The 17,949-nt window shown below is 66.0% G+C and carries 18 protein-coding genes and 3 tRNA genes; 12 read left to right on the forward strand and 9 right to left on the reverse strand.

Annotated elements, in window-relative coordinates; all coding sequences use genetic code 11:
• Positions 1-27 precede the first annotated feature (27 nt).
• The 4 genes from OHB26_RS10400 (at position 28) to OHB26_RS10415 (ending at position 3,452) form a co-directional block, all read left to right on the forward strand.
• Positions 28-441, forward strand: coding sequence for a very short patch repair endonuclease (locus OHB26_RS10400; RefSeq protein ID WP_330185572.1), 414 nt, complete (start codon positions 28-30; stop codon positions 439-441).
• Between the two features lie 99 nt (positions 442-540).
• Entirely contained in the window at positions 541-1,263 is a 723-nt protein-coding gene (locus OHB26_RS10405) for a DUF998 domain-containing protein (protein ID WP_330183979.1), read from the forward strand.
• 9 nt (positions 1,264-1,272) lie between these two features.
• Complete coding sequence (locus OHB26_RS10410; protein ID WP_330183980.1) at positions 1,273-1,989, forward strand: maleylpyruvate isomerase family mycothiol-dependent enzyme; 717 nt, start codon at positions 1,273-1,275, stop codon at positions 1,987-1,989.
• Positions 1,990-3,188: 1,199 nt separating this feature from the next.
• Complete coding sequence (locus tag OHB26_RS10415) at positions 3,189-3,452, forward strand: tyrosine-type recombinase/integrase (RefSeq protein WP_330183981.1); 264 nt, start codon at positions 3,189-3,191, stop codon at positions 3,450-3,452.
• A gap of 47 nt (positions 3,453-3,499) precedes the next feature.
• Here OHB26_RS10415 and OHB26_RS10420 read toward each other — a convergent pair.
• The 3 genes from OHB26_RS10420 to OHB26_RS10430 all read right to left on the reverse strand — a co-directional run bounded on the left by OHB26_RS10420 (position 3,500) and on the right by OHB26_RS10430 (position 4,517).
• A tRNA-Arg gene (locus tag OHB26_RS10420) sits at positions 3,500-3,572 on the reverse strand.
• A gap of 42 nt (positions 3,573-3,614) precedes the next feature.
• Positions 3,615-3,704: transfer RNA gene (locus tag OHB26_RS10425), tRNA-Ser, on the reverse strand.
• Between the two features lie 123 nt (positions 3,705-3,827).
• Positions 3,828-4,517, reverse strand: coding sequence for a dienelactone hydrolase family protein (locus OHB26_RS10430; protein WP_330183982.1), 690 nt, complete (start codon positions 4,515-4,517; stop codon positions 3,828-3,830).
• A gap of 178 nt (positions 4,518-4,695) precedes the next feature.
• Here OHB26_RS10430 and hisC point away from each other — a divergent pair, with 178 nt between their 5' ends.
• Entirely contained in the window at positions 4,696-5,769 is a 1,074-nt protein-coding gene (gene hisC / locus OHB26_RS10435; protein WP_330183983.1) for a histidinol-phosphate transaminase, read from the forward strand.
• Between the two features lie 42 nt (positions 5,770-5,811).
• Here hisC and OHB26_RS10440 read toward each other — a convergent pair whose 3' ends face one another.
• The 5 genes from OHB26_RS10440 to OHB26_RS10460 form a co-directional block, all read right to left on the reverse strand.
• Entirely contained in the window at positions 5,812-6,864 is a 1,053-nt protein-coding gene (locus OHB26_RS10440; protein ID WP_330183984.1) for an alpha/beta hydrolase, read from the reverse strand.
• Between the two features lie 19 nt (positions 6,865-6,883).
• Positions 6,884-7,915 carry a HoxN/HupN/NixA family nickel/cobalt transporter gene (locus OHB26_RS10445; protein WP_330183985.1) on the reverse strand — a complete coding sequence of 344 codons (1,032 nt, stop codon included), beginning with the start codon at positions 7,913-7,915 and terminating at the stop codon, positions 6,884-6,886.
• 112 nt (positions 7,916-8,027) lie between these two features.
• A tRNA-Ser gene (locus OHB26_RS10450) sits at positions 8,028-8,112 on the reverse strand.
• A gap of 556 nt (positions 8,113-8,668) precedes the next feature.
• Positions 8,669-9,079, reverse strand: coding sequence for a MarR family winged helix-turn-helix transcriptional regulator (locus OHB26_RS10455; protein ID WP_330185573.1), 411 nt, complete (start codon positions 9,077-9,079; stop codon positions 8,669-8,671).
• 125 nt (positions 9,080-9,204) lie between these two features.
• Positions 9,205-10,380 (reverse strand): lactate 2-monooxygenase, encoded by a 1,176-nt coding sequence (locus tag OHB26_RS10460; protein ID WP_330183986.1) that lies wholly within the window; start codon positions 10,378-10,380, stop codon positions 9,205-9,207.
• 324 nt (positions 10,381-10,704) lie between these two features.
• On the opposite strand from OHB26_RS10460, the gene OHB26_RS10465 reads away from it, so the two are divergent.
• Positions 10,705-11,691, forward strand: a complete 987-nt coding sequence (locus OHB26_RS10465; protein WP_330183987.1) for an NAD(P)H-quinone oxidoreductase — start codon at positions 10,705-10,707, stop codon at positions 11,689-11,691.
• On the opposite strand, the gene OHB26_RS10470 is transcribed toward OHB26_RS10465, so the two are convergent.
• Positions 11,688-12,893, reverse strand: a complete 1,206-nt coding sequence (locus OHB26_RS10470) for a cysteine desulfurase-like protein (RefSeq protein ID WP_330183988.1) — start codon at positions 12,891-12,893, stop codon at positions 11,688-11,690. The two genes, OHB26_RS10465 and OHB26_RS10470, sit on opposite strands and share 4 nt — an antisense overlap.
• Positions 12,894-12,994: 101 nt before the next feature.
• Between OHB26_RS10470 and OHB26_RS10475 the strand changes: the two genes are divergently transcribed.
• From OHB26_RS10475 to OHB26_RS10500, 6 genes are all read left to right on the forward strand, one after another.
• Positions 12,995-13,588 carry a bacterial proteasome activator family protein gene (locus OHB26_RS10475; RefSeq protein ID WP_330183989.1) on the forward strand — a complete coding sequence of 198 codons (594 nt, stop codon included), beginning with the start codon at positions 12,995-12,997 and terminating at the stop codon, positions 13,586-13,588.
• Between the two features lie 108 nt (positions 13,589-13,696).
• Positions 13,697-14,542, forward strand: coding sequence for a galactan export ABC transporter permease subunit Wzm/RfbD (wzm, locus tag OHB26_RS10480; protein ID WP_442942999.1), 846 nt, complete (start codon positions 13,697-13,699; stop codon positions 14,540-14,542).
• Between the two features lie 7 nt (positions 14,543-14,549).
• Positions 14,550-15,365 carry a galactan export ABC transporter ATP-binding subunit Wzt/RfbE gene (gene wzt / locus OHB26_RS10485; protein ID WP_330183991.1) on the forward strand — a complete coding sequence of 272 codons (816 nt, stop codon included), beginning with the start codon at positions 14,550-14,552 and terminating at the stop codon, positions 15,363-15,365.
• Positions 15,362-16,321: a galactofuranosyltransferase GlfT1 gene (gene glfT1 / locus OHB26_RS10490; protein WP_330183992.1), complete on the forward strand. Its 960-nt coding sequence runs from the start codon at positions 15,362-15,364 to the stop codon at positions 16,319-16,321. Before wzt ends, glfT1 begins: the two co-directional genes overlap by 4 nt.
• Positions 16,322-16,561: 240 nt before the next feature.
• The gene (rsgA, locus tag OHB26_RS10495; protein WP_442942896.1) at positions 16,562-17,707 is read left to right on the forward strand and encodes a ribosome small subunit-dependent GTPase A; all 1,146 of its coding nucleotides are present in this window, start codon (positions 16,562-16,564) and stop codon (positions 17,705-17,707) included.
• Positions 17,704-17,913 (forward strand): hypothetical protein, encoded by a 210-nt coding sequence (locus OHB26_RS10500; protein WP_330183993.1) that lies wholly within the window; start codon positions 17,704-17,706, stop codon positions 17,911-17,913. Before rsgA ends, OHB26_RS10500 begins: the two co-directional genes overlap by 4 nt.
• The last annotated feature ends 36 nt before the right edge of the window (positions 17,914-17,949 follow it).

The following is a 17,949-nucleotide window of genomic DNA, read 5'->3' on the forward strand; positions in this document are numbered from 1 at the left end:
CCGCCACCGCCGGAACCTCCGGTGAGCGTGCCGCGCCCGACCACCGATGCGGCCACCAGTGCGCGCATGGCCAAGCAGCGGCGAGCCGATACCGCACCGGAAATGGCGCTGCGGCGGGAATTGCACAGGCGGGGTGCGCGGTTCTTCGTGGACAGGGCACCGCTGCCGAAGCTGCGGCGGCGGGCCGACATCGTGTTCCCGCGGCGGAAGGTGGCGGTCTTCGTGGACGGGTGTTTCTGGCACTCCTGCCCGGTGCACGCGACTTCGCCGAAGAACAACGCCGAATTCTGGACCGTGAAGCTGGCCAGGAATGTGGCGCGGGATCGCGATACCGATGCACGGCTCGCGGCGGCGGGCTGGACGGTGGTGCGGGTGTGGGAACACGAAGCCGCGGAATCGGCGGCCGACCTGGTGTTGTCGGCGTTGACCAGCGGGGTGTGAGGGGTTGGCGCGGGCGATGGGCGACAATGGACCTACCACCCGACCGTCCGACCAGTACGGCTGTGAGAGCGAGCGAGGCCAGCGAAAGCGAGTACCGCGATGATGCCCACCGAGCAGAAGCAGGCCGAGGCAGCACCGATCGCCCCGGCGACGCCACGCTGGAAACGGATACTGCGCTGGTGCATCGCGATACTCATCGCGGTCGCCGGAATCGGCTACTCCTCCTGGGTGCTCGAGTTCCTGCTACCCATCCCCAGCGATCCGACCAATACCTTCCTGAGCCAACTGGCCGAGAAGGGTGCGCCGTTCCGCTGGGTCTTCACCACCGGTGACACCGTCTCGGGCGCCATGCTCGCCGTCGCCGGTATCGGCGGACTGCTGCTGTACTCGCGCCGCCGCTACTCCACCATCGGCTGGATCGCGCTGACCTGCTTCGGCCTGTCCACCATCGCCGATGCCCAGTGGCCCATCGATCCGGCTGTGACGCATACGTACTCGGAGACCGGACTCTTCCCGCAGCTGCATCAGATTCACGCGCTGACGAGCTCGCTGGCGGTGTTCTCCATCTATATCGCGATGATCGCGTTCAGCGTGGCGGCGTTCAAGTACCGGCGCTGGCCGATTCTGCGCCATACCGGCCTGTGGATTCTGATCGTCGGTTCGGCGGTGACGGCGTGGATGCTGATCGCCGACAATCTGCCCGGCAATTACGGTCTGGGTATCGCACAGCGCATCCAGGTGGGCGCGATGTCACTGTGGCTGATCGCGCTCGCGGTGCAAATCGTTGTCGCTGAACGGGATTCCGACCGCAACGCTGGGTAGGGTCGGATTGTGACCAGCGACGCACCGGAACTCACCGAGATAGCCACCCAGCTCGATACTGTCGCCGCCGCGACCACCCGTCTGCTCGACACCGTGTCCGCCCTCACCGACGCCGATCTGGTGGAGCCCTCACTGCTACCCGGCTGGACCCGCGGGCATGTGCTGGCGCATACCGCGCGCAATGCCGACAGTCTGGTGAATCTGCTGCTGTGGGCGCGCACCGGCATCGAAACCCCACAGTACGCAAGCGCTTTCCTGCGCGATGCCGATATCGAGGCGGGTGCGCCGCGGCCGCTGCGCGAACAATTCGAGGACCTCACGGCCGCCTCCGAGCGCTGGCTGGCTTTGGCGCGGGTGATGCCCGCCGAAAGCTGGCAGGCCATTGTGCGTAACCGTCAGGGCGGTGAATTGCCCGCCAGCCGGGTGCTGTGGATGCGGCTGCTGGAGGTCGAGATTCACCACGTGGACCTGAATGTCGGTTATACGTACCGGGATTGGCCCGCGGCGTTCGTGGCGCGCCTGCTGCCGCAGGCCGTGGCCGACCTCTCCGCCAAGGAGGGGATCGGGTTCACGGTGACTGCCACCGACATCGGATACACCGGCGCGGTCGGCGATCCTGAGACGGAGATCACCGGACCGGCGGCGGCATTGGCCGCGTGGTTGATCGGCCGCTCCCCCGGTGACGGCCTCACGGGTGAGCTGCCGGATCTGGCCGCTTGGAAGTAGTTCGACTCTCCCTACCGAAAATGTCCCGCACCAACCGGTGCGGGACATTTTGTTGTGCGCCCGAAAGGATTCGAACCCCTAACCTTCTGATCCCTAGTGAGGCGCAAAGCTGAGGTTGGTGGAGATCCGCATCCGGTGAAGCTCCACATCAGGTCGTGTTCGTGGCTGACGTTGGCAGGGTTGTCGTCACCCGTGTCGTCAGGATCTCAGTGGCCAAGTCTGAACAATTGCCACATGTGGACGAGGCCTCCCCGAAGGGACCGTCAAATTTCCGTACCAAACGCAGCGCGGATGCCCACCGAACCTTCGATGTAAGGCCTTGCTAACCAAAGAAAATCCCGAGTTTTCCGCGCTCTGCCGGAACTGTGCGATATATGCAGGTTCGCGACGCGCACAGAAGTCGGTATCCGAGATTTCGCGGCTAGTCTTATCTGTGAACCGATCCCCCGCTCAGAGATGGGGTCGGGGACTCATCCCCTCCTCGGGGACGGGGCCGCTCAGTGCACCGCTGGTGACCTGAGGCCGCGTCCTGGGAGAGGAGGTGATCGCGATGTCGAAAGAGCGAAAGAAGCATCGCCGCAGCGACACAAAGACCCCGGGGGTCTGCTTGACCGTAGCTCCCGAGGTCTTCGTAATCGTTGTGTGGTTGTTGACTCAGCTCAGCTGAGTTGAACCCTGACGGGGGCGGGTGACCGTGGCTGCGGTCGCCTAGCCCCCTGATGGGTTACATATGTAACCCAACTGCCAGCACACCCATTGTGCAACACCTTCGACCAAAATGCTTGAGGCACTATCGTGGAGTTGTCGGACCACATCTCAGAAGCCCAGGTCATGCACATCTCGCACCAACGACTGTTCTTCTCCCTGCTTCCTCATACAGGCCATCCTCAGCGGAGCTCAGCCGTGTCAAGGGCGCTCTTTCCCTTGACACGGCTGAGTGGAGCGAGACAATCGGGCCGATGAGGAGGCGGGGAGCTCCTAACGTGAGCAGGCCCAACCTCGATGGGCTGGAGTCCGGTGGATGAGTCGGGAGGCTTCGGACTCCGCGGTGAAGGAGATACTGGCCGATTCACTGACGGCGCTCAGGACTACCAGTCGGGTCCGGCTCCCAGGTCCGCCACCTCTTCATCCTGTTCGTTGCATGAAGTCGCCCAATGGGATTCGTGGCGGTGTGGGGGTGGCGACGCGCCAACGCTCCCGTGAGCGAGCGCAGCGAGGCTCTGGTGCGCCGGGCTGGAGTACGTCCGATTCGACTGCATGATCTTCGACACAGTTGTGCCACACTGCTGTTCGCTCAGCATGTGGAAGCCGCGACGGTGCAACGGATTCTGCGGCATTCCTCGATCTCGGTGACCACGGGGACCTACCTGAAGGTGATCGACCCGGTGCAGCGCGAGGCGGTGGCCAGCATGGACAAGCTGTTCCGTGGACCTGGGTTGTCGTCGAACGATGTCGTCAGCTAGAACGAAAGAGATCCTCTCGCATGAGCGAAAGGGTCTCTGACATGTTGTGCGCCCGAAGGGATTCGAACCCCTAACCTTCTGATCCGTAGTCAGATGCTCTATCCGTTGAGCTACGGGCGCATGGTCTTGCATTCAGTTATAACAGGCCCGGCGAACCGGGCTTGGCGGAGGCGAGAGGATTTGAACCTCCGGTCCCCGTGAAGGGACAACTCATTAGCAGTGAGTCCCATTCGGCCGCTCTGGCACGCCTCCTGGAGCCTTCTCTTACGAGGGCGCCGGTCCTTTCGAACCGCCGGGACGAAAGATTACACAGCGGGTGACCAATAGGCAAAACGGCTGGTCAGAGGCGTGACAACGACCATCGGCGGTGGTGGTTCAGCGCAGGTGACTGTCGAACCATTCGAAGATGCGGGTCTGGGCGTCGAGGGTGGCGGCATCATCGGATGCGCCCGGATCGAAGCCGGGGTGATCGGGGCGGTGGCGCAGGCCCGGATAGCTGACCACCAGGGTGGCGACATCGGCACGGGCGGCGGCGTCGCGCAGGCGGTCGACCTGCTCGGGTGGGGTGCGCGGATCGTCGGCGCCGAACAGACCCAGCCAGGGCGAGAGCAGTTCGGGGGCGGCGATGGCGAGCGCGATCGCCTCCGGGGTGAGCGGGGTGTCGATACCGGGGGCGGCGACGCTGACCGCCGCACCGATACGCCGGTTGGTGGCCACCAGGGCCGCGGCGGTGCCCGCCGAGTCGAAGCCGAGTACGCCGATGCAGTCCTGGAAGACGCCGTGACCGGTGAGCCAGTCGAAGCAGGCGTCGAAGTCTTCCACCAGGTCCGCGCCGAAAACCTGGTCCGGGACCACACCATTGGCCCGATGGAAGAGATCGGGTGCGACCACCGTCCAGCCGTCATCGGCCAGTGATCGCATGAGATCCAGCAATGGATCGGTGAATTCGCGCGATTCGTGCAACACCACGATGCCGCCACGTGCATGACCGTCCGGTTCGATCACAGTGAGAGGAACCCTCGTCGTCTCATGCACAGGCGCTAGATCTCGGAAAATGCCCGCCATGCAGCCAGAGTAGTTGTGCAAGGTAACTTCGCGATTAATGTTTTCCCGAGGCCAGCGGCCCGTACATTTTCCGGTACAAATGCCCTTACAGCTGCCGCGGTACCGGATTCGCCACCTTCGAGCATCCGGGATGACACCGGCGCGCGGCACCGCCGAGTCCGGGACATAGGCTGGATGGGTGAGCGCGCACATTCGTCCGGATCTCGATGCCATTCCGGCCTACATCGCCGGCCGCAGCCACCCCGACCTGGTGAAGCTGGCCAGCAATGAGACCACCTTTCCGCCCCTGCCCTCGGTGGCCAAGGCGATCGCCGAGGCCGCGGAGCTGGTGAACCGGTATCCGGACAATGCGGCGGTCGAATTGCGTACGGCCATCGCGGAATTCCACGGGGTCGCGGTCGAGAATGTGGCGGCCGGATGCGGCAGTGTCGCCCTCTGCCAGGAGCTGGTGCAGATCACCTGCCTCGCCCCCACCGATGAGGTGGTGTTCGCGTGGCGCTCGTTCGAGGCGTACCCGATCGTCACCCAGGTGGCCGGGGCGCGAGCGGTGCGGGTGCCGCTCGATCATGACTTCGCGCACGATCTGGATGCCCTCGCGGCGGCCATCACGCCGAATACGCGGGTGGTGTTCGTCTGCAACCCCAACAATCCGACCGGTACGGCACATGGGGCGGCGGAGCTGATCCGCTTCGTGGATTCGGTGCCCGCGGATGTGCTCGTGGTGCTCGACGAGGCGTACTACGAATACATGCGGCTCGAAGATCAGCCCAATGGCGTGGAGATCGGCCGCACCCGGCCCAATGTGCTTGTGCTGCGCACCTTCTCGAAGGCGTACGGGCTGGCCGGATTGCGCGTCGGCTACGCCGTCGGCGATCCCGACGTCATCACCGCACTCATGAAGGTGCATATCCCGTTCAGCGTGAACCGGGTGGCGCAGGCGGCGGCCATCGCCTCGCTGGACGCTCGGCACGAGCTGCTCGAGCGCACCGATGCCGTTATCGCGGAACGTGATCGGATGCGGGACGCGTTGGTGGCGGCGGGCTACCGGGTCGCGGACAGCCAGGCGAACTTCCTGTGGCTGCCGCTCGGGGACCGCAGCGCCGAATACGGTGTGGCCAGTGCCGAGGCCGGAGTTCTGGTGCGGCCCTACGGAGATGACGGTGTGCGCATCACCGCGGGCGATCCGCACGAGAACGATCTGTTCCTGAGCTTCGCCACCGATCCGAACACCGTCGCGCGATTCCTCGGATAGGGGTGGATCCCGGCCGAAAGAAAGCCGGGATGACGAAGGGGCTCAGCCGATTCCGAGGCCCGCGGAGATCGTGGGCCACGAGCGCGGCAACTCATCGGCCCAGTAGGGCCAGGAGTGGGTGCCGGTGAGGCGCAGGTCGACCACGGCCGGGATGCCCAACTGGGCGAGGCGGTCCGAGAGCTGGGTGGTGCACATATTCGCGCCCGCCTCGAGCGGTCCGCCGAACATGATCGACTGGCGGGCATCGGGATTGCCCGGGCCGTCGTGTTCGCCCGGGATACCGCTGCCCGAGGAGAGGTAGATGGTCTTGCCGCGCAGGGCCTCCGCGTGATTGACCACATCGTGTTCGGCCCACTGCGGATCGTCCGACGGACCGAACATATTGTCCGGATCGCCGCCGAAGGTGCCGACCACCGCGCGCGCCTGCGCCTGTCCGAAGTCCGAACTCATTGCGTAACAGCCGCTGTGGGCTCCCACGGCGCGATAGAGCTCCGGATGACGGACGGCCAGCATCATGGCACCCTCGGCGCCCATTGATACGCCGGTGAGGCCGTTGACGCCGTTTCCGCCGAAGCGGGCATCCAGCAGTGGCGGCAGTTCGCGGGTGAGGAAGGTTTCCCAGCGGTTGGTGCCGAGCTTCGGATCGGCGTGCTGCCAGTCGGTGTAGTAGCTGGCGGGCCCGCCGAGGGTGAAGACCACATTCACGTTCTTATCGGCGAAGAAGCGCAGCGCGCCGCCTTTGACGGCCCAGTTGTTGGCATCGGCCGCGGCACTGCGGCCGTCGAGCATGTAGAGCGTGGGGCGGGGTGTGTCGTGTACGGCGGGCAGCAGTACCTGCACGTCGACGGTTCGCCCCATGGCGGGTGAGGCGATCGAGACCCGCAGCAGCCGGTCGCTCACATTCTCGATGTGCGCGATGGCGGCATGGGTGGGGTGCACCGGATCGACGGCGGGTGGGGACTCCTCGTTGGAGCCGGAATCGACGGGTGGCTCCGCGAGTGCTGGCGGCGGAGTCAGGAGCGCCGCACCCGCGAGCAGTGCGACGCTGGCGAAGGTGCCGAAGAGGCGACACCGCAGTGAACGGCGGCGATCCACAACACAATCCTGCCAGAGATCACTCCGCGGCGAGATCACGCTCCCAGCGAGTCTCCATATCGGTGAGCCGCCACACACCGAGGGCCACCGCCCAGGTGAGTATGAAGAGTCCGACGATGACGAAGCCGAGATCACCGAGGTCGAGATTGCCGATCCAGGCCACGAAACCCGTTGTGATGTCCAGTCGTTCGACGAAGATGGCGATGATCTCCTGAACGCCGATCAGCAGTGCGACCGCCACCGACAGGCCGGTGATCACCAGGTTGTAGTAGATCTTGCGCACCGGTCGCGCGAACGCCCAGTCGTAGGCGTAGCTCATGAAAGACCCGTCGAGCGAGTCGAATAGCGTCATCCCGGCCGAGAACAGCAGGGGCAGAACGAGAATCGTGTACCAGGGCAGTCCGGTGGCGGCCGCGCCGCCCGCGATGACCAGCAGCCCGACCTCGGTGACAGTATCGAAACCGAGTCCGAACAGCAGGCCGACCGGGTACATCTGCCACGGTTTGCGCACCATCCGCACCATCGGACCGAGTACCCGGTTGAGTGCGCCGCGGTGCTCGAGCTCATATTCGAGCCGGGCCTCGTCGAGGTCGCCGCCGCGCATGCGCCGGTACACCCTCCAAATCCCGAACAGCGACGCCAGATTCAGCAGGCCGATGGCGATGAGGAAGGTGCCGGAGATGCCGGTGCCCCACAGGCTCGTCCACCTGTGCAGCGATGAGCCCTCGTCCTCGAGCGGGCCGGCCAGCGCGCGCACACCCAGCGCCAGCAGGGTCACCATGAGGAAGACGATGCTGGAATGTCCGAGGGCGAACCAGAATCCGACGGTGTGCGTCTTGGCGCGGCCGTTCTCGGCGACGAGTTTGCGGGTGGTGTTGTCGATGGCGGCGATATGGTCGGCGTCGAAGGCGTGCCGCATGCCGAGGGTGTAGGCGGTGACGCCGAGTCCGACGCCGAAGACCGCGCCCTGCACCATGTGATGACCGGGTACCACGAACAGCAGCAGGATGCCCCAGCCCAGCACATGCAGCGCCAGGACCGTGAGTGCCATTCCGATCCAACCGCGCACGAACCACACCCTCACCGCTACAGCGCGATCGAACGCCGTGTCGACACGAGGTGGGCATGGGCTCGAAAGCCCATGCCCACCCACGTGATTGCAGCGGAAGCGGAGGGATTTGAACCCCCGGTCGCTCTCACGACGTCCGCTTTCAAGGCGGATGCATTCGGCCGCTCTGCCACGCTTCCAGCCCCGTGATGTTAGCAGTCGGTGTTTAATTGCCCTCCGCTTCGCTCCGGGCGGGTTCGCGGCCCCGAAGTCCCGGTTCTTCCCTCCCTCCGCTCCCCCGCTTCGCTCCTCCGCTCCACTCAGTCCAGAACCGGGACGGCCGCGAACCTTTGCGGTGATGCGCGAGGGTGTTCGGCGTTTGACTGCCCTCCGCTCCGCTGCGGGCGGGTGCTGTATTTTCTGCCCTCCGCTTCGCTGCGGGCGGGGCCCGCGGCCCCGAAGTCCCGATTCTTCCCTCCCTCCGCTCCCCCGCTTCGCTCCTCCGCTCCACTCAGTCCAGAACCGGGACGGCCGCGAACCTTTGCGGTGATGCGCGAGGGTGTTCGGCGTTTGACTGCCCTCCGCTCCGCTGCGGGCGGGTGCTGTATTTTCTGCCCTCCGCTTCGCTGCGGGCGGGGCCCGCGGCCCCGAAGTCCCGGTTCTTCCCTCCCTCCGCTCCTCCGCTGCGCTCCCCCGCCTCCACTCAGTCCAGAACCGGGACGGCCGCGAACCTTTGCGGTGATGCTGGGCTGGCAATCAGTCGGCGCGGTGATCCCCGGCCAGGTTGATCAGCTCCATGGCGGCGGCCAGGGCGGTGAGTTGCTGTGGGGTGAGCAGGTCGATGAAGTAGCGGCGGACGGCGGCGACGTGGCCGGGGGCGGCCAGGCGCAGGCGGCGCAGGCCCTCATCGGTGAGCTTGGCGATGACGCCGCGGCCGTCGTCCTCGGAGGGCATGCGGCGGACCATGCGCTGGGTCTCCAGGCGGCGGATCTGATGGGTGAGGCGGCTGCGCGAGGAGAGTACGCCGTCGGCCAGATCACTCATGCGTAGTGCGTGACCGGGAGCCTCGGAGAGCAGGACCAGAATGCGGTAGTCGGCGAAGGAGAGTTGGCTGTCGCGCTGCAATTGCCGATTGAGGTCGGCTACGAGCCGCTGGCCGCCATCCATATAGGCCCGCCAAGCGCGCTGCTGTTCCGGAGTGAGCCATCTCGGTTCGGCCGCGATACCGCGACCGCCGGGTTCGGGAGCCACGCGCTGAGTTTATCCGCCCGCGGGCCGCTCCGCTCCCGGAGTCAGCGGAACGAGCTGATCATGGTGCGGCTCAGGTCTTCCAGGCTGGTGCAGCCCGAAAGGCCCATGGCCGCATCGAAATCCGCCAGCAGCGTGCGCAGGGCGTGGCGGACGCCGTCGCGGCCCGCGATACCGAGACCGTAGGCCCACGGGCGGCCGTAGAGGACGGCCTTCGCACCGAGCGAGAGCGCGATCATCACATCGGCACCGGAGCGGATACCGGAGTCGAACAGGACATCGGCGCGATCGCCGACGGTGGCGACGATCGTGGGCAGGGCGTCCAGGGCGGCGATGGAGCCGTCCACCTGGCGGCCGCCGTGATTGCTGACGATCACCGCGTCCGCGCCCGCGTCCACGCATTGGCGGGCATCGTCGGGGTGCACCACACCCTTCACCGCGATGGGCAGGGTGGTCCAGTCCCGGAGTTTGGCGATATCGGCAGGGCGCAGGCCGTGATTGCCGAACAGGCCGAGCCAGGTGAGGATGGCCGCGCGCATGGCCTCCTCGCTCTCCTCCGGCGGCGCCGCGAGTTTGGCGCGGAAGACCGGATCGGAGAGGTAGTTGGCAATACCCTGGCCCGCCAGGAACGGCAGGTGCCCGAGCGTCAGATCGCGGGGCCGCCAGCCCAGGGCCGGGGTGTCCACGGTGACGACAATGGCTCGGGCTCCGGCCTTTTCGGCGCGTTCGACGAAGGAGCGGGCCAGTTCGGGATCGTTGGGCCAGTACAGCTGATACCACCAGTCACCGGCGAGCTCGCCCGCCTCCTCGATGGTGGAGGAGGCGGCGGTGGAGAGCACCATGCCGATGCCGAGTTCGCGGGTGACCTCCGCGACCACGGTCTCGCCGCGCTCGTGCAGCAGGCCGAGCACCCCGATGGGTGCGGTGAGAATCGGTGCGGCCAAATGGGTTCCGAGTACCTCGACCGAGAGATCGCGCGCGCCCGGGCCGCTGGTGCCGCGCAGCACGCGCGGCATGAGCCGGTACTTCTCGAAGGCGTGCAGATTGTTCGCCGCGGTGCGTTCGGCGGAGGCGCTGCCCGCCACGTACGCGAAGGCCGCCGGTTCCAGTACTTCCCGAGCTCGCTCCTCCAGTCCGGCCGCCGTCATGGGCAGGGCGGGGACGATACCGGCGAGTCCGGAGAGATAGATCTCGTTCTGGAAATCGACGAAACTGCTCATTCGCCAAACGCTAGTACCAACATCGGTGGTCCGGGGGGTGTCGGAAATTCTTTCCTGGAGCGTAACTTCCGGAAACGTTCCGGCTGGAATCAGCGGCGGCTACGCACGCGCACCAGGGCACGCGGGGATTCGGCGGCGACGAAGCCGGAAATGGCCATTGCGGTCAGGATCGTGAGTGCGCCGAGAGCGGTTACGAAGCCGAGCATGGATTCTCCCTTTCGGATGTGGTCACACAACAATGACCGCCGAAGCTGACAGGATGCTGTGTCCACCCCGAGCCTGGCCTGACAGTAATCGGTGATCCCCCGCCGTAGGCTCGCTTTCATGTATGCGGTGACACTCGACGGTTTCGGTGAGCCAGAGGTCATGAAATGGGCGCAGGTACCCGATCTGCCCGCGCCCGGACCCGGTGAAGTGGTGATCGAGGTGGCGGCCGCGGGGGTGAACCGCGCGGATCTGCTGCAACGCCAAGGGTTCTATCCCCCGCCGCCCGGAGCGAGCGAGACGCTGGGCCTGGAGTGCTCCGGGGTGATCGCGGCGATCGGGCCGGGCGTGCGCGATTGGCATATCGGTGACAAGGTGTGCGCGCTGCTCTCCGGCGGCGGTTATGCCGAGCGGGTACTGGTTCCCGAAACGCAGGTGCTGCCCGTTCCCCAACATCTGGATGTGGCTGCGGCAGCGGCGCTTCCGGAGGTGGCCGCCACCGTCTGGTCGAATCTGGTGATGACGGCGGGCCTGCACAGCGGCCATTTGCTCTTGATTCACGGCGGTGGCAGCGGTATCGGCACGCATGCCATTCAGGTGGCGCGGGCGCTGGGTGCGCGGGTGGCGGTCACAGCGGGTTCGGCCGAGAAATTGGAGCGCTGCCGGGAACTCGGTGCGACGGTGCTGATCAATTACCGCGAGCACGATTTCGTGACCGTTCTGCACAGCGAATATCCCGGTGCGGACATCATTCTCGACAATATGGGCGCCGCCTACCTGGAGCGGAATGTGCAGGCGCTCGCCGAGGACGGGCACCTGGTGATCATCGGTATGCAGGGCGGTGTGCGGGCCGAGTTGAATATCGCCGCGCTGCTGGGCAAGCGCGGATCCATTCACGCCACCAATCTGCGGCGGCGCCCCGAGCACGGTAAGGGATCCAAGGCGGAGATCATCACCGAACTGCGCCGCCATGTGTGGCCGCTGATCTCCGACGGGACCATCGTGCCGGTGGTCTCGGCCGAGCTGCCGATAACCGATGTGGCACAGGCACATCGACTGTTGGACGGACCGGACACCGTCGGAAAGGTGCTCCTGCGGATCGACTAGGTGTCCAGCGCGATGAGGGCGCGGCCGAGCTGATCGATCTCGAACTTGGTCGTATACGGGGCCAGACCGATGGTGACGGCCCCGCCCTCGTCATTGACCCCGAGCGCGTCGAGCAGGCGGCTGCCACCGTGTGATCCGCTCAGTGTGCCGATGCGGGCATCGGCGAGTTTGGCGGAGACCTTCTCGGCCTGCATACCCGAGATGGTGAAGCTCACCGTCGGAATGCGGGTGGAGGCGCGGCCGATCACGGTCAGGTTCGGAATCGTGTCGAGCACCGACATCAGATGGTCGAAGAGTTGATCGTGGTAGTCCTGCAGCGACGTGATGGACATCTCCAGGCGTTCGCGGCGGGTACCGGTGGCGCGCTCGTCGAGTCCGGCCAGATAGTCGATGGAGGTGGCGAGTCCGGCCAGTAGCGCGTACTGGTGGCCGCCGACCTCGAGCCGCTCCGCGCCCTTGGCATAGGGGTTGAGCGACATGGACGGAATGCGGTCCAGGAACGCGGGATCGCGGAAGACCAGCGCGCCGATCTGCGGGCCGCCCCATGCCGGTGCGCTCAGGGCGATCACATCGGCGTTGAGTTCGTCGATATCGATGAGCGCGTAGGGCGCCGCGCCGAAGCAGTCGGCGACGAGCAGACCGCCGACCTCGTGCACGCGATCCGCGGCCACCCGCACCGCGGGTGCGGAGCCGACGATCGGTGAGGCGGCGGTCAATGCGACCAATCGGGCGGTGGGTCCGATGAGCTCCTCGAACTGCCACGCGGGCATCTCGCAGGTCTCGATCTCCACCTCGGCCCAGCGCACATGTGCGCCATAGCGATTCGCGATGCGCAGCCACGGCGCGACATTGGCCTCGTCATCCAGGCGCGACAGCACGATCCCGGTGCCCAGACCCAGCCGGGAGCTCAGCGATTCGGCGAGCCAGGCCAGCAATACCGCGCGATCCGGGCCGAGCACCACGCCCGCCGGGTCGCCGCCGACCAAATCCGCGACCGCCTCGCGGGCGGCCTCCAGAATGGCGGCGCTGCGCTTGGCCGCGCCGTGCCGATTGGTGTGCGAGAAGGCCGAGGTCCGGAAACCTGTTGATACGGCTCGGGATACCGAATCGGGGACCAACATGCCCGCTTGCGGGTCGAGGTGGATCCAGCCGTCGCCCAGGGACGGTATGAGGCCCCGCACCCTTGCGACGTCGTAAGTCATGCTCGTCACTCTAAAGGCAGAGGGCAAGTCGGCGTAACGGTGTGTGCGGTTTGGGTGATGCCCCTTAGCGCTGTCGGCGCTCACGCGACATGATGGGGGGCATGACGCAATCGGATGGGGTGCCGGAATCCATTGTCGTGATCGGCCCCGAGGGTAAGCCGCTGATGATTCCGGCTGCCGCGCAGATCGGCGGTGAACCCGTGGAGGTGACCGGACGGGTTGTCGGCGAGGGCAATTCCGACGAATCAGGCGATCAGGATGAGCAGCTCGCCGACATGGTGGAGCAGCCCGCGAAGGTCATGCGCATCGGCACCATGATCAAACAACTGCTCGAGGAGGTTCGGCACGCACCGCTCGACGATGCCAGCCGTTCCCGCCTGCGCGATATCCACCGCACCTCCATTCGCGAACTCGAACAGGGCCTGGCCCCCGAACTCCGTGAGGAGCTCGAACGCCTCGCCCTGCCCTTCAGCGATGACGTGATCCCCTCGGACGCCGAACTCCGCATCGCCCAGGCCCAGCTGGTCGGCTGGCTCGAGGGCCTGTTCCACGGCATCCAGACCGCCCTGTTCGCCCAGCAGATGGCGGCCCGCGCCCAGCTCGAGCAGATGCGCCACGCACTGCCGCCGGGGGTGAGCGGGGCCGATCCGCGCGGTGGGCACGGCGCCTCCAGCGGCGGCGGGCAATACCTCTAGCCGTTGAGCGGCCGGATCGGCGGCAGGTTCTCGTCGCAAAGCCCGAGCTATTAGATAGGGTCGGGTCTTGTGCCTGCTGCTGCTCCCCCCGACTCGGCGACGACCGACGTGCGCGCGGACGAAAACCCGGTGCCTCTAGTGTCGGATTCCCAGTCCTTCGCGCGCGCCTTCAAGGACTTTCGCGACGGATTCTCCCAGCGTGAATTGTGGTTGGCGCTCGGCTGGCAGGACATCAAGCAGCGTTATCGGCGCTCGGTGCTGGGGCCGTTCTGGATCACCATCGCCACCGGTTTGCAGGCGGCGGCCATGGGTGTGTTGTATGCCACCCTGTTCGGGCAGTCACTGAGTTCTTATCTGCCATATGTGACGGTCGGGCTGATTGTCTGGAATGTCATCAATGCCAGCATTCTCGAAGGCTCCGATGTGTTCATCGCCAATGAGGGCCTGATCAAACAACTTCCGTCCGCATTGAGCGTGCACGTCTATCGGCTGGTGTGGCGGCAGTTCCTGTTCTTCGCGCACAACCTGATCATCTACGTGATCATGCTGGCCGCGTTCAGCATCTGGCGGCATCTGCACTGGTCCGCGCTGCTGGCGATGCCCGGACTGCTGCTGATCTTCCTCAACGCGCTCTGGGTGACCATCGTCTTCGGCATCTTCAGCACCCGGTACCGCGATCTCGCACCGATCCTGGGCAGCACCACGCTGATGCTGTTCGTGCTCACCCCGGTCATGTGGAAGCCGACCGCGCTCTCGGGCACCGCGAGCGACCGTGCCAAGCTGGCCGAACTGGTGCCGACCTTCCACTACCTGGAAATCGTGCGCGCCCCGCTGCTCGGAGATCCGATTCACCTGCGCAGCTGGATCGTGGTACTGGCCATCACCGTCGTGGGCTGGATTGTCGCGATACTGGCTATGAAGAAGTTCCGTTCCCGCGTCCCCTACTGGGTGTGAAGGCCGAATGACCGACCATGTGAGTATCGAAGCCCAGAACGCGTGGGTGGAGTTTCCGATCTTCGACGCCAAATCCCGCTCGCTGAAGAAGGCCGTGCTGGGGTCCGCCGGTGGCGCCATCGGGCGCAACCAGTCCGATGTGGTGGTGGTCGAGGCGCTGCGCGATATCACCATGTCGCTGAAGGAAGGCGATCGCGTCGGCCTGGTCGGGCACAATGGCGCGGGCAAATCGACACTGCTGCGGCTGCTTTCGGGCATCTACGAGCCCACCCGCGGTACCGCCCGGATTCGCGGCCGGGTCGCACCGGTCTTCGATCTCGGCGTCGGTATGGATCCGGAGGTGTCGGGCTACGACAACATCATTATTCGCGGTCTGTTCCTCGGGCAGACCCGTAAGAAGATGCTGTCGCTGATCGATGAGATCGCCGACTTCACCGAATTGGGCGAATATTTGGCGATGCCGCTGCGCACCTACTCCACCGGAATGCGCGTGCGCCTGGCCATGGGCGTAGTCACCTCCATCGATCCGGAGATCCTGCTACTCGACGAGGGTATCGGCGCGGTCGACGCGGAATTCATGAAGAAGGCGCGAATCCGATTGCAGGAATTGGTTTCCCGCTCCGGCATTCTGGTCTTCGCCAGCCACTCCAATGAATTCCTGGCCCAGCTGTGCGATTCCGCGATGTGGATAGATCATGGACAGGTACGCATGCACGGCGGCATCGAAGAGGTCGTGCGCGCGTACGAAGGCCCGGAGGCGGGCGATCACGTGGCGCAGGTGCTGCGGGATTTGGCACGTGAACCCGAACGGAATCCCGCATGAGCGAGCGCAGCGAGCGACCAGTAGGCGCCGTAGACCAGACCACACCGCATTTCGGCGACGATGCCCGCATCGTCGCCATCGTGGTGACCCATAAACGCAAGGACCTGCTCGCCGAATCGCTGAAGGTGCTCTCCACCCAGACGCGGGCGATCGACCACCTCATCGTCGTGGACAACGGCAATGAGGCCGAGGTCGGTGAACTGGTGCGCAATCAGCCCATCGAATCCACCTATCTGGGTTCGGCGCACAATCTCGGCGGCGCGGGCGGTTTCGCGCTCGGCATGCTGCACGCGCTCACCATGGGCGCGGACTGGGTGTGGCTGGCCGATGACGACGGCCGGCCGGACGGGCCGGAAGTGCTTGCCACCCTGTTCGATTGCGCCAAGCGGCATCAGCTGGTCGAGGTGTCGCCGGTGGTCGCCGATATCGACGATCCGGATCGACTCGCCTTCCCGCTGCGCCGCGGCGTGGTGTGGCGGCGGTTGCGCTCCGAACTGGGCGACGAGGATTTCCTACCCGGGATCGCCTCGCTGTTCAATGGCGCGCTGGTCTCCGCGCAGGCCGTCGACATTATCGGCGTACCGGATCTGCGGCTGTTCGTGCGCGGTGACGAGGTCGAGGTGCATCGGCGACTGGTGCGCTCGGGACTGCCGTTCGGCACCTGTCTGCAGACCGCGTACCTGCACCCCAATGGGTCGGAGGAGTTCAAGCCGATTCTGGGCGGGCGTATGCACACGCAGTATCCGGATGATCCGGTGAAGCGGTACTTCACCTATCGCAATCGCGGATATCTGATGGCGCAGCCCGGTATGCGAAAGCTGTTGCCGCAGGAGCTGGCTCGCTTCGGCTGGTTCTTCCTGATGCAGCAGAAGGATCCGCAGGGCTTCATGGAGTGGCTGCGGTTGCAGCGGCTCGGCCGGCGCGAACAGTTCCGCAAGCCCGAGGCCAAGACCTAAAGAGCCTGGTCAGAAATTCGATTGCGCCGATGCGGGCGACCTGACATGGTTGTGCCGTTCTCAAATCGGCGTCGCGGTCACCTCGGTGACCGCCCGGGGAAAGCAGAGGAGGTGGATTACGTGACTACAGCAGCACGGATTGTCGTGCGCGCGCGTGCATTTACCGCGCAGTGCGTATCCACCTCGAATTCTCCGCGCTGAGTCCTGGGACGGGCTCAGCCCGTCAAAGGACCCCCTATCATGTCTGTGGTCGATTTCGACCTGCTCGCGCCCTACGGCTGGACCCCCGATGTGGCCGCCGAATACCTTCCGCTGCTGGGTGATTCACTGATCCCGGCGCGACTGCTGCGCATGGATCGCAGCGAATGCGATGTGGCGGTGCCGATCGCCAGCACCCGCCTGCCCGATCAGGCCGAGGCCGTCATCGTGCGGGCCCGCTGCCCCCGCTCGGACTCCGAGGTCAGTGGCCTGTGCACCGGCGACTGGGTCGGATTGAGCAATGAATACGGTGAACGGCCGACCACCCGCCGCATGCTGAATTCCGCGGTGGTGCGAAAGCTGTTGCCGCGCAGGACCGCGATCGTGCGCGCCGCGGTCTCCGGGCACTCCGATTCCCGCGCTCGCGCCACCGATCAGGTACTGGCCGCGAATGTGGATACCGTGCTGATCTGTTCGCCCGGCGATGGGGATGTCGATCTCGGGCGCATCGAGCGCATGCTCGCCCTGGCCTGGGAATCCGGTGCGCAACCGGTGGTGGTGCTCACCAAAGCCGATCTGGCGGTGGATCTTTCACTGGACCAGGTACGGGCCGCCGCACCCGGCGCCACGGTGCTGGCGGTGAGCGCGGCCACCGGCCTCGGCATGGAGGTGCTGTCCGCTGTCCTGGACGGCACGGTAGCCCTGCTCGGCCCCTCCGGCGCGGGTAAATCCACCCTCGCCAATGCCCTGCTGGGCTCGGAAGTGTTCGCCACCAACGAGGTTCGCGAGGGCGATAAGCGCGGCCGGCACACCACCGTGCACCGCGAACTCCGCCCCCTGCCCGGCGGTGGCACCCTCATCGACACCCCGGGCCTGCGCTCCGTCGGACTCTGGGATGCCGGTGCGGGTATCGGCCGCACCTTCAGCGATATCGAATCCCTGGCCGCCGCATGCCGTTTCACCGACTGTTCGCACGATCGTGAACCCGGCTGCGCCGTCCGAGCGGCCATCGAATCGGGTGCCCTGCCCGAGCGCCGCCTGACCAGCTACCGCAAACTCTCCCGCGAGAACGAGTGGATGGCGGCCCGCTCCGACAACCGCCTGCGCGCCGAGCGCGAACGCGCCTGGCGGCAGATCAACAAGGACCAGCGCCGCATGTACCGCCAACGCTCCCAATTCGGCCGATGAACACCGCGACCGCGCGCCCGGAACACTCAGCCCCGGGCGCCGCCCCGCACCCCATGGCCGCCCAGATCCTGAAGACCTGCGCGCGCTGGGGCTACGCACCCACCCCATCCCCTGCCTCCGAGCCCCGGCTGCTGCCACCCCTGTGGCGGGAGCGCCGCGCACTTCCCAGCTCCACCGGCGGGGCCGGGGCATTGGCGGGCGGATAGGTTGGAGGGGTGCGAAGAGCTGCGACGGTGCTGGTG

Origin of the sequence: Nocardia sp. NBC_01503, from assembly GCF_036327755.1 — a bacterium.
Classification (GTDB): Bacteria; Actinomycetota; Actinomycetes; order Mycobacteriales; family Mycobacteriaceae; genus Nocardia.